The organism is Caulobacter sp. SSI4214, assembly GCF_012184455.1.
In the GTDB taxonomy this organism is placed as follows: Bacteria; Pseudomonadota; Alphaproteobacteria; order Caulobacterales; family Caulobacteraceae; genus Caulobacter; species Caulobacter vibrioides_E.
The window spans coordinates 100483-112537 of sequence record NZ_SZWJ01000003.1 but is presented as its reverse complement, the minus strand read 5'-3'; the positions used below and the strand labels follow the sequence as shown (position 1 = coordinate 112537).

At 68.5% G+C, this 12055-nt stretch carries 8 protein-coding genes; 3 read left to right on the top strand and 5 right to left on the bottom strand.

Annotated elements, in window-relative coordinates; translation table 11 throughout:
• From FCU40_RS01930 to FCU40_RS01920, 3 genes are all read left to right on the top strand, one after another.
• Positions 1-922, top strand: a 922-nt coding sequence (locus tag FCU40_RS01930; RefSeq protein WP_275052036.1) for a proton-conducting transporter membrane subunit, incomplete at its 5' end; no start/stop codon positions are given.
• Complete coding sequence (locus tag FCU40_RS01925) at positions 919-3357, top strand: DUF2309 domain-containing protein (RefSeq protein WP_168072522.1); 2439 nt, start codon at positions 919-921, stop codon at positions 3355-3357. The genes FCU40_RS01930 and FCU40_RS01925, both read left to right, overlap by 4 nt.
• A complete protein-coding gene (locus FCU40_RS01920) occupies positions 3345-3560 on the top strand; it encodes a hypothetical protein (protein ID WP_168072520.1) in 216 nt (71 codons plus the stop codon). Before FCU40_RS01925 ends, FCU40_RS01920 begins: the two co-directional genes overlap by 13 nt.
• 19 nt (positions 3561-3579) lie before the next feature.
• Here FCU40_RS01920 and FCU40_RS01915 read toward each other — a convergent pair whose 3' ends face one another.
• The 5 genes from FCU40_RS01915 to FCU40_RS01895 form a co-directional block, all read right to left on the bottom strand.
• Positions 3580-4722, bottom strand: a complete 1143-nt coding sequence (locus FCU40_RS01915) for a serine hydrolase domain-containing protein (protein WP_168072518.1) — start codon at positions 4720-4722, stop codon at positions 3580-3582.
• A gap of 10 nt (positions 4723-4732) precedes the next feature.
• Positions 4733-5581, bottom strand: coding sequence for a bifunctional hydroxymethylpyrimidine kinase/phosphomethylpyrimidine kinase (locus FCU40_RS01910; RefSeq protein WP_004621813.1), 849 nt, complete (start codon positions 5579-5581; stop codon positions 4733-4735).
• A 118-nt stretch (positions 5582-5699) separates the two neighbouring features.
• Positions 5700-7091, bottom strand: coding sequence for an adenosylhomocysteinase (gene ahcY, locus FCU40_RS01905; protein WP_004621815.1), 1392 nt, complete (start codon positions 7089-7091; stop codon positions 5700-5702).
• Between the two features lie 151 nt (positions 7092-7242).
• Positions 7243-9183: a prolyl oligopeptidase family serine peptidase gene (locus tag FCU40_RS01900; RefSeq protein ID WP_175582052.1), complete on the bottom strand. Its 1941-nt coding sequence runs from the start codon at positions 9181-9183 to the stop codon at positions 7243-7245.
• Positions 9184-9266: 83 nt separating this feature from the next.
• Positions 9267-11969, bottom strand: a complete 2703-nt coding sequence (locus FCU40_RS01895) for a TonB-dependent receptor (RefSeq protein WP_168072516.1) — start codon at positions 11967-11969, stop codon at positions 9267-9269.
• Positions 11970-12055 lie beyond the last annotated feature (86 nt).

The following is a 12055-nucleotide window of genomic DNA, read 5'->3' as shown; positions in this document are numbered from 1 at the left end:
GGCGACCGCGGCGATCCTCAGCGCGGCGCAGATCCCGTTCCACGGCTGGATCCTCGAGGTGATGGAGACGCCCACGCCAGTCTCGGCCCTGCTGCACGCCGGCGTGGTCAACGCGGGCGGCTTCCTGGTGCTGCGGTTCGGCGGGCTCATCCTGGAGCATCCGGCCGCGCTGGGCCTGCTGGCGGCCGTCGGCGCGGCCAGCGCGGTGCTGGGATCGCTGATCATGCTGACCCAGACCTCGGTCAAGGTCACGCTGGCCTATTCGACGATCGCCCAGATGGGCTTCATGCTGCTGGAGTGCGGGCTGGGCGCCTATTCGGTGGCGCTGCTGCACATCGTCGCCCACGCGCTCTACAAGGCCCACGCCTTCCTTTCGGCGGGCGACGCCGCCTCGGGAGAGGCGCCCGCCCCGCCCCGCCCCGCCTCTCGTCTCGCCGCCCTGGCCGCCCCGGCCCTGGTCCTGATCCTGGCCGCGGGCATGACGGCGACGGGGGCTGGCCCCGGCCAGCGTCCCGGCGCCTTCCTGCTGGCCTCGGTGCTGCTGCTAGGCCTGTCGCGGGTCGTCCTCGGGCAGCGGCGGCCCGGCCCCGCCCTGGCGGGCCTTGTCGCGGCCAGCGCCGTGATGTTCGGCGCCCATCTGGGAGCCCAGGCCCTGTTCGCGCGGCTGCTGGGCGATCTCGCCGGACAGGCCCCGCCCCCAGGCGGCGGCTTCGTCGCCCTCGCGATCGGGGTCGTGGCGGCGATGACCGCGCTGGTCTGCCTGCAACTGCGCCTGCCCGCCGCCAGCCGCTCGCCGGCCTGGGCCCGGGCCTATGTCGTGGTCGCCCACGGCTTCTACCTGAACACGCTGGCCAATCGCTGGGTGCTGCGGCTCTGGCCCGCCCCGCCCTCACAATCCAAGACCACCGGAGCGACCGCATGAGCCTCGCCCTCGCCGAACCCGTCCTCGCCGCGCGGCCGCCGTCAGCGCCGCCCCCGCCCACGCCCAGGGACGCCCTGCTGCGGGCGGCGATCCAGACCGCCCGCGACCGCGTGGCCCCGCTCTGGCCGCTGTCCAGCTTCGTGGCCGTCAATCCGTTCCTGGGTTTCGCCACGACGCCCTTCGAGCGGGCGGCGCGCGAGCTGCATCGGCTGACGGGCGCGCCGCTGGTCATGCCCCGGGCCTTCTATCGCGCGGCCTTCCGCGAGGGCCGGATCTCCGAGGCCGATCTGGACGCGGTGCTGGCGGCTTCGCCGGCCCCGGCCCTGACTCGCGAGGATTGCCTGAAGGCCCTGACCGTGGACTCAGCCCCCCAACGGGGCGGGCGCGTGGCCACCGTCGCGGACGTTCTGGACGCCCTGTCCGACGGCGACCGCCAGGTCTCTCGCACCGCCTTCATGGTCGACGAGATCTCCAAGTGGTGCGCCGCCTATTTCGACGAGGGCCAGGCCGCCTGGCCCGCGCCATGGCGGGGCATGGGCCTGTTCGAGGCTTGGCGCTGGTCGGTCCGCTTCGATCACAACGCCCGGGTCATGGGGGTCAAGGGGCTGGCGGCGACGGTTTCCGCCCTGCCCGCCGATCCCATGGACGCCATCGCGGCGGTTCTGGACGGGCTCGAAATCCCTCAAGATCAGTGGACGGATTATCTCTACCGAGCGCTATTCGACGTGCGCGGCTGGGCCGCCTATGCGCGGCGGCTCGACTGGGAAGCCGGGCTGACCGGCCAGCCGGAAGGCCGCCTGACCGAGTTCCTCGCCATCAGGCTTGTGTGGGGCTACGCGCTGTTCCGCCAGCGGCGGGACGCGCCGTTCCTCGCGGCGTGGCGCCAGGCCCTGTCGAGCGCGCGGACCGGACCTCCCGCCAAGGATGACGACTTCGCGGTCGATCTGGTGCTGCAGCGCGCCTATGAGCGCCATTTCCAGCACGGCGTGATCGCGCGCCTGGCGCGGGGACAAGGCCGACCCGAGGTCCAGCGGCCCGATCTTCAGGCGGTGTTCTGCATCGATGTTCGCTCCGAGGTCTATCGGCGCGCGCTGGAGAGCGTTTGGCCGCGGGCCGAGACCCTGGGTTTCGCCGGCTTCTTCGGGATGCCGTTCGTCTATCACGAGCACGGCGGGGCGGGGCACGCGCACTGCCCCGTGTTGCTGACTCCGAGCTTCGAGGTGCGGGCCGAAAAGGCGCGCGGCGGCCCCCTCGCCCTGGCCAAGTCGTTGAAGCCGATCTGGACGGCCCTGAAGCAATCGGCGGTGTCGTGCTTTGGCTTTGTCGAGGCGTTTGGCCTGGCCTATGGCGTCAAGCTGGCCGCCTCCGCCTTAGGCGGCGGCGCGCCGAAGGCCGCGCCCGCCGGTCCGCCCCTCAGGCTGGACGGACTGGAGCAACGGGAGCGCGTCCGGCTGGCCGAGTCCGCCCTGCGCGGGATGTCGCTGCTCGACGGTCTGGCGCGTGTCGTCCTGCTGGTCGGACACGGCGCGACGAGCGTCAACAATCCGCACGCGGCGGGGCTGGATTGCGGGGCCTGCGGCGGTCATAGCGGCGCGCCCAACGCGCGGTTCGCGGCCGTGCTGCTCAACGATCCGGACGTCCGCCTCGGCCTGGCCGAAAAGGGCCTGCGGATCCCGGACGACACCGTGTTCGTCGCCGCGCTGCACGACACCACCACCGACGTCGTGACGATCCTGGACGAGGCGGCCGCGCCGGCCACCCACGCCGCCGACCTGGCCGAGGCCCGCCGCAAGCTCCAGCGGGCGTCGGAACTGGCGCGGGCCGAGCGGGCGCCGCTGCTGGGCCTCTCGCCCCTGGACGGCGAAAAAGTCTTCGCGCGGAGCCAGGACTGGTCGCAGATCCGGCCGGAATGGGGCCTGGCCCGCGCCGCGGCCTTCATCGCCGCGCCCCGCGCCCTGACGGCGGGCCGCGATCTCGAGGGCCGGGCCTTTCTGCACAGCTACGACCGGGCCGCCGATCCCGACCTCAAGGTGCTGGAGCTGATCCTGACCGCCCCCATGGTGGTCGCCAGCTGGATCAGCCTGCAGTACTACGGCTCGACCGTGGCGAACGCGGTCTTCGGCGCCGGCGACAAGACTTTGCACAATGTGTGCGGCCGCGTCGGCGTGCTCGAGGGCAACGGCGGCGACCTTCGGATCGGCCTGCCGCTGCAATCGATCCACGACGGCGGCGGCTTCGTGCACGAGCCGCTGCGGCTCAGCGTCTTTCTGGCGGCGGCGCCCGAAGACATCTCGGCGGTGCTGGCGCGTCAGCCCCAGGTCCGGGCGCTGCTCGACAATGGCTGGCTGCTGGCCTTCGCGATCGATGACACGGGGCGGGTCGCGCACCGGTACGCCGGCGACCTGCGTTGGGAGGCCCTCTGTTGGACCGAATGACGAGCAACTTCGCCGAACGCTACTGGGTGATCGGAGGCCGCTGGGTCGACGACGCCCGCCATCTGCCCTGGCCGCGCGTGCTCGGCCCCTATGGCGATTACCACGCCGCGCAAGCCAGCGCCGAAGACCTGAACGCCTCTGGCGAGCCTCAGGTGCGCTATCTCGTCGTGGCCGACGCGCCGGCACCGCCAGATCGTCCGTGAGCTGAACGAAGACAAAAATCTAGAGCGAGGCGTAAGCGGCCTGGATCAGGCGCACCGCGCGCGGGTCGCCGATCAGGGCGTTGCCTTGCTTGTTCATCACATAGGCGCCGGCGACACCGCGCGTCGGATCGGCGAAGGCGCAGGAGCCGCCCCAACCGGAGTGGCCGAACGCCTCGTCCGTCGGGCCGTAGAACAGGTTCGGCGCGTTGCGCATGAAGCCCGCGCCCCAGCTGATCTCGAAGGGCAGCACGAGATCCTGGCCGCGGATGCGCTCGGCCGTCGCGGCCCGGATGCCCGCTGGGGTCAGGATCGAACGCCCGTCCAGGGTCCCGCCGCTGGCCAAGGCGCCCATCAGGCGGGCCAGGGCGGCGGCCGTGGCGTGACCGTTGGCCGACGGAATCTCGACCCGCCGCCATTCGGCCGCCCCCTTTCCGCCCGGCGAGGACCAGGGTTTCAGGAAGGCGGCGGTCAGGGCGGGATTGATCTCGCCAAATCGCGGCAGGGCCGTCGGACGCATCAGGTCGGCGACGCGGCCGTGCTCGCTGTCGGGCAGGCCGATCCACAGGTCCAGGCCGCAGGGAACCGCGATGTCCTCGCGCAGCGCCGTTCCCATCGTCCGGCCGTCGACGCGACGGAAGATTTCGCCGGCGATGTAGCCGAAGGTCACCGGATGGTAGCCACTGGCCGAGCCGATCGGGAACAGCGGCGCCATGGCCGCCAGCTTGGCGCACGTGGCGTCCCAGTCGAACCACAGCGCCGGATCGGTCTCGTCCGGGAAGCCAGACAGGCCCGCCTGGTGCGACAGGGCCTGCTCGACGGTGACGTCCTGCTTGCCGTTCTGGGCGAACTCGGGCCAGACGTCGGCGACGCGCTGGTCGTAGGCCAGGCGCCCCTCGTCGACCAGGCGCGCCACCATCAGGGCCGCCACGGCCTTGGTCGTCGAGAACAGGGCCGTCAGCGTGTCGGGACCGAACTGAACCTCGCGCTTGCGGTCGGCGAAGCCCCCCATCAGGTCGACCACGATCTCGCCATCGATCGCCAGCGAGAAGCGCGCGCCCAGTTCTCCGGTCCCGCCGGCCGTCGTGTCGGCGAAGTTGGCCTCGAACGTCTCGCGGACGCGGGTGAAGCGGTCGGGGCAGAAGCCCGTGATCTCGACGGTCATGCCCAGGTCCTCAGGCCAGTCGCTCGATGCGGACCGTCGGCGAGGTCTGCTTGATCCGCGCGCCCATCATCACGATCGGCAGCTCGGGCGAGTTGTAGATATTGGCGGCGGTGACCGTCTCGGCCACGCCCCCGACGGCGCGGGCCAGACCGTAGGAGAAGGTCTGCCCCTCCAGGATCGAGGCCGCGTAGAGCGCGGTCAGCAGATCCCCGGTGCCGTTGGGCGAATGGTCGGACTTGGCGTGGGCGGCCAGCCAGGCCTCCTTGCGGTCGGCCAGGACCGCGCCGATCTCGGCGCCGCGATGCACCGACGAGACCAGCGTGGTCTTGCCCAGCAGGCGGGCCGCCTTCATCGCCGCGATCGGGTCGCGAGAATCCGCGCCGGTCAGCTTCTGCAGCTCCCAGGCGTTGCAGGCCACCACGTCGGCGCGGGGCACCAGGTCGGCGATGATCTCGTCGGCGGTCTCGGACGGGATGTACAGGCCCTTGCCCGCGTCGCCCATGGTGGGATCGACGACGATCACGGGCTTGCGGGTCGCCGCGCCCTGGCGAGGCGTCTCGCGCACGGCGTCGATGACCCGCGCGGCGGCGCGCACCTGGGCGGCGGAGGCGAAATAGCCGGTGATGACCAGGTCGACCTGACCGAACAGGCCATTGGCCTCGATGCCGTCCAGCATGCCCTCGAACACCTCGATCGGCACCGGCGCCCCGCCGGGGATGCCCCAGCCGGGATGACGGCCGTACAGGACCGTCGGGGTGACCATCGACTCGATGCGAAACTGCGCCAGCGCCGCGGCCTGGGCGGACGCGCCGACCTGGCTGCCGGCGACATGGCTGGAGATGATCAGGGCTAACGGCATGGAAAAAGCGATTAGCCGAGCAAGCGGGACTTGAACAGGGCGTGTTCAAGGCCCCGCGCAAAGAAAAGGCTCGCCGTCGCTGGCGAGCCTTTCCGAGAAATCGAAAATCGTCCGAAGACTAGTAGCGATAGTGATCCGGCTTGAACGGGCCCTTTTCAGGAACGCCGATGTAGTCGGCCTGATCCTTGCGCAGGGTGGTCAGCTTGGCGCCCAGCTTTTCCAGGTGCAGGAAGGCGACCTTCTCGTCCAGGTGCTTGGGCAGGGTGTAGACGTCGTTCTTGTAAGCGGCCTTGTTAGTCCACAGTTCGATCTGGGCCAGGGTCTGGTTGGTGAACGAGGCCGACATCACGAAGCTCGGGTGACCCGTGGCGTTGCCCAGGTTCACCAGGCGGCCTTCCGACAGCACGATCAGCTTCTTGCCGTCCGGGAATTCCACGTGGTGGACCTGCGGCTTGATCTCGTCCCACTTGTAGTTGCGCAGGGCGGCGATCTGAATTTCCGAGTCGAAGTGGCCGATGTTGCAGACGATGGCGTTGTTTTTCATCTTCCGCATGTCGTCCAGCGTGATGACGTCCTTGTTGCCGGTCGCCGTCACGAAGATGTCCGCCTTGTCGGCGACGTCATTGAGGGTCTGGACCTCGTAGCCTTCCATCGCCGCCTGCAGCGCGCAGATCGGGTCGACCTCGGTGACGATCACGCGGGCGCCGCCTTGGCGCAGCGAGGCGGCAGAGCCCTTGCCCACGTCGCCATAGCCGCAGACCACCGCGACCTTGCCCGACAGCATGACGTCGGTGCCGCGACGGATGGCGTCGACCAGGCTTTCACGGCAGCCATACAGGTTGTCGAACTTGCTCTTGGTGACGCTGTCATTGACGTTGATGGCCGGGAACGGAAGTTCGCCCTTCTGGGCCATCTGGTACAGACGGTGCACGCCCGTGGTGGTCTCTTCCGAGACGCCGCCGATAGCCGCGCGGATCGCCGAATAGAAGCCCGGCTTTTCGGCCAGGTACTTCTTCATCACGGCGTAGAGGGCTTCTTCCTCTTCGTTCTGCGGGTTGTCGAGGATCGAGGGATCCTTCTCGGCCTTCGGGCCCAGCACGCAGAGCAGGGTGGCGTCGCCGCCGTCGTCGAGGATCAGGTTCGGATAACCGCCGTCGCCCCACTCGAAGATCTTGTGGGCGTATTCCCAGTACTCGACCAGGTTCTCGCCCTTGAAGGCGAAGACCGGGATCCCTGCGGCGGCGATGGCGGCCGCGGCGTGGTCCTGGGTCGAGAAGATGTTGCACGAGGCCCAGCGAACCTCGGCGCCCAGGGCGACCAGGGTCTCGATCAGCACGGCGGTCTGGATGGTCATGTGCAGGCTGCCGGCGATGCGGGCGCCCTTCAGAACCTGCTTGGGGCCGTATTCGGCGCGCGTGGCCATCAGGCCCGGCATCTCGGTCTCGGCGATGGCGATTTCCTTGCGGCCGAAATCGGCGAGCGAGATGTCCTTGACGATGTAGTCGGCCACTTGGGGCTCCTGCGGTCGGATGGGATCTTGGCGCGCTTATACAGCGCCGACCCCTTCCGAGCAATTAACGCATAAAGATATCCTTATGTCCGGCGGCGCGAGACCCTTTAACGCGAAGGGCGCGGACCCGCCGGTCCGCGCCTCGCCAGGCCTATTGGCCCAATAGCGTCTTTCGCCAGAACATGATGCTGGTCCAGAAATAGTAGTCCTCGTTCTCCTTCTTGCGGAAGACGTGGCCCTCGTTCTTGGCCAGCACGTGCCAGACCGAGCCGCCGCGGGCGCGGACGGCCTTGATCATCTGCTCGGCTTCCGACGGCGGCACGCGGGGATCGGTTCCGCCGGTGGCCACCAGCAGCGGCGTGGTGATCTTGTCGACGCTGGTCAGCGGCGAGATCTTCATCAGCTGTTCGCGCTGCTTGGGGTCGCGCTCGTCGCCATACTCCACCCGGCGCAGGTCGCGGCGGTAGGCCTGGGTGTTCTCCAGGAAGGTGACGAAGTTCGAGATCGCGACGTAGCAGTTGGCGCCCTTCAGGCGCGGGCTGTAGTGCGTGGCCGAGGCGTAGCACATGTAGCCGCCATACGAGACGCCGTTGACCGCGAAGCGGCTGGCGTCAAGGGCCGGATTCTTTTCCAGCGTATCGAGGAAGACCCCGATGTCCTTGACCGAGTCCTCGCGCTTGAACGGACCGTTGTCGAGGTTGACGAACCGCGTCCCGTAGCCGGTCGAGCCGCGCACGTTCGGGAAGAACAGCGCGACGCCCATCTCGTTCAGCAGATAGTTGTTCCCGCCCAGGAAGTCCGGCCGCGTCTGCCCTTCCGGACCGCCGTGGATGTCGACGATCAGCGGGCGCTTGCCCGGGAACTTGGCCGGGTCGGGCTGGTAGAGGAAGCCCGAGATCTTCTCGCCGTCGAAGCTGGCGACTTCGACCAATTTCGGCTCGACATTGCGGCTGGGATCCAGACCGCCGGTCTCGCTGTGGGTCCACTGGGTGACGGCCAGGGTCTTCGGGTCGATCGAGAAGGCGTCGCCCGGCACCTTCGCCGAAGCCATGCTGAGGCCGATCTCGCCCCACGGCGCGATGCTGATGGCCGGACCGATGGCGTAGGGAATGACGCCCGCCGGCAGACCGTCCACGGTTCGAACCGCGCCGCTGGCCAAATCCAGGACCCGCACGCGCGACACGCCCGCCTCGTTGATCGCATAGACCGCGAAGGTCCCGTCCGGCGAGACGGCGAAGTCGCTGACGTCCCAGCGCGGCTCCTTCGACACCGGGATGAAGCCGCCCTTGCCGTCCAGCTTGCCCAGGCGCTGGAAGTCCGAGCCCTTGTCGGATGTCAGCCAGACCGAACCGTCCTGGGCGTATTTCGGATCGACATAGGAGGCCTTGGCCTTCGGATCGGTCAGCGCCTTCATCTTGCCGCTGGCCAGGTCGAGCTCATAGACCATGGCCTCGTTGACCGACATGCGATTCAAGACCAGGGCCTTGGCGCCGTCGGCCGAGAAATCGACGATGTTCCAGCCGCCGCCGGTTACCTGGGCGACCAGGCGGTCGATCTTGGGATCCTTGGGATCGACGACATAGAGGTCCATGTCGGCGCCGTTCCGGCGCGACGAGGCGTAGCCGACCAGCTTGCCGTCGCGCGACCAGGCGCCGAACCAGTTGCGGCTCTTGCCGTCGGTGATCAGGCGCGGGCGACCGGCCTCCAGGACGTAGAGCTGATAGAACTCGTCACCGCCCTTGTCCTTCTGGATCACCAGCGTATCGCCCTTGGGCGACAGGGCGGCGGTCAGGATCGGTTCGCTCTCGAAGCTGATCTGGCGACGGTCGCCGTCGGGCTTGGCCACGACGTGGATCTGGTTCGAGCCGCCGAACCGGGTCTTGATCAGCATCGAATGGTCGGCCGCGTTCCAGCCCAGGAAGTCGGCGTGGCGCGCCTGCAGATAGGGCGCCGTGGCCTCGACCAAGTCCCGGGGAATGGCGGGCGCGCCGTCGACGACGATGGCGGCGGGCGGCGCGACGGTCTGCGCCGCCAAGGGGGTCGCGACGGCGCCGGCCAACAGGGCCAACGCCAGGGCATGACGGGAAATCATCTGGGAATGCCTCGGGAAAGGGGGAGGCGCCGCCGGCCAGGACAGCGAGGGGAAGCAGGCCGGCGGCGCGATGTCGGGCGGGATTAGAAACGCATCCGCGCGCCGACGGTCACATAGCGGCCGATCACGTCGTAGTAGGGCGAGTACAGCGAGCTCACCGGCGGGTCCTTGTCGAACAGGTTGGTCGCGTTGGCGTAGAGCTCGATCTGGTGTCCCGCCAGGGGCGGCAGCTTGGCCTGAACGCCCAGGTCGACATAGGTGTAGGCCTTGATATGGCCATTCACGAGATCGACGGTGTTGTTGTAGTTGCCCGGCGAGATGTAGCGCGCCCGCAGATTGGCGCTGAACACCTTGCCCGACCAGTCCAGGCTGCCGGTCATCCGGCTCTTGGGCGTGCCCAGGCCGAACGAATAGCCCTGCGACTTCACGTACTCGATCTTGCTGACCCCGTCATTGGTCGTCAGGCTGTTGACCCAGGTCATCAGCCAGCGGGCGCGGATGCGACCCGGCGCGTTCGCGATCAGACGGTCGAGATCGGTCGCGTAGGAGATCTCGGCGTCGACGCCATCGGTCTTGTAGTTGGCTAGGTTCACATAGGTCGACACGATGCGCGTGATCGTGCCGCTGGCGTCGCGGGTCACCCGAGAGCACATGTCGGCGTTGCCGTTCGCGCAGCGGGTGACGATGTCCTGCGCGGCGACCGTGGTGATCACGTTATCGATGTTGATATTGAAGTAATCGACCGAGACATTGAGGCCCGGCAGGGCCGGCGGCGAATAGACGAAGCCGGTCGTGAAGGTCTTGGCCGTCTCGGGCGTCAGGTTCGGATTGCCGCCGCCGTTGGTCAGCACATAGACACTGGAGTTGGTCTTCGGATCGACGATCGTGTTGTAGCCGGTCGTGCTGGTCGTGAAGAGCTCGGTCAGGTTAGCCGAGCGGATGTCGCGCGACTCGGTGATCCGGCCGCGGAAGCCGGGGAAGAACTCGTTGGTGGCGCCCAGCTTCCACGACCAGATCGAGCCGGTGGTGTTGTAGTCGGAGACGCGGGCGGCGGCGTTGACTTCCAGCTTGTTGAAGACCGGGACGTCGCGGATGACCGGGACCAGCACCTCGGCGAAGGCTTCCTTGACATTGTAGCTGCCGGTCATGGCCGAGAAGCTGAAGGTGGTGAAGGCCTTGGCCGCGTCGAGCGCGCCGACCGTGCGGTTGATCGACTCCTTGCGGGCCTCGGCGCCGACGGCGATCGAGACCGGACCGGCGGGCAGGCTGAAGGGCTCGCCGCGCAGGCTGAAGCCGCCGACGTCCAGCTTGCTGGTCTCGCGCTGGCTGGGCGTGCCGGTCACATAGGCCAGCGCCGCCTTGGAAGGCGCGCCCTGGCCGAACAGGTTGATCGGCACGCAGTTGGTCGAGGCGTTGGTCAGGGCGACGCGGCAAATCGGCTGACCGGTCGTCGGGCTGATCACCGAGTCGACCGCGTTGGCGTAGTTCTGGGTCAGGAAGAACCCGGGCGTGTCGATATTGTTCTCGTTCTCGCCATGGCTGTAGTAGGCGCTCCAGCGCCAGCTGTCGCCGAACGAGCCGTCGAAGGCGATCGTGCCCTGGGTCGAGACACGCTCGAAGTCGATGGTCGGATAGGCCTCGGTATTGAAGCGGCCCATCGTGAAGCTTGTCTGGCCGGCCGCCGCCATCGCCGACTTCACCGCCGCCGGCAGGAAGGCGTTGTCCGACTTGATCGTCAGGTTGCCGCGATTGTGGTCGCCAAACCAGATGTAGTCGTTCCACATCCGCGAGCGACGCAGCTCGGCGGTCATCTTGACCTTGTCGGTCAGGTCATAGGTCAGGCTGGCCATGGCCGCGTAGTGCTTCTGCGGCGTGACCAGCGGCGAGAGGTCATCGTTCGAGGGCCCTTCGCCGCCGACCGTGTTGGTCCCGACCACCGTGCCGTAGTTGAAGTCGCGCAAGGTGCCGTCAGGATTGAAGGTCTTGCCCTTCAGAACGCCAGAAAGAATCAGGCCGCCGGGCGCGGCGTTGGCGAAGCCGACATTCGGCGCCAGGATGAAGCGGCCAGCGCCATTCGAGACCGTGGCCCAGCGACCGACATTGGGGCGGCTGTCTTTCGGGATCACGCCGTCGTTGTCGATATATTCGCCGCCGATCACGAAGTGGCCGCGGCCGTCGGCGAAGCTCTTGCCCGCCGCCGCCTCCAGACGGATCTGCTTGGCGTCATTGTACGAGGACTCGCCGCGCTCGACGCCCATCTTCAGGCCGGTGAAAGCGCGGTCGATGCTGATATTGACCACGCCGGCCACGGCGCCGGAGCCCCAGGCCGCCGAGGCGCCGCCGGTCACCACGTCGACGCCCTTGGTCAGGACGCTGGGGATCAGGTTCAGGTCGTTGTCGCCGGCGAAGCGGCGGCCGTCCAGCAGCACCAGGGTGCGGCTGATGCCCAGGCCGCGCAGGTCGACGGGCGCGTTACCGGCGCCGGTGTTGGTGCCGGTGGTCTGAGCCGAGGTCGTGGCGCGAAACTGCGGCAGGTCGTTCAGGGCCGCGGCGATGTTGGGCCGCGCGCCGACGCTCAGATCCTGGGCGGTGACGCGCACGGTCGGGGTCGGCGCCTGGAAGTCGGCGCGGTCGATGCGCGAGGCCGTGACGACGATTTCGCCGACGCTGTTGTCCTCGGGCTTGGCGACCTCCTGGGCCAGAGCGGCGCCTTGGAGAGCCAGGATGGCGGGAACCAGGCTGCAGCCCAGCAGCAGGCCCCGGCGGGTTTGGCGTGAAAGAGTCAAAGCAAGATCCCCTCTGTTTCAACGATCGACAGCCGCCTCCCCGCGCGACCGTCTATTCGGTCGCGTTCGGTCGCGTCGCGCGGGCC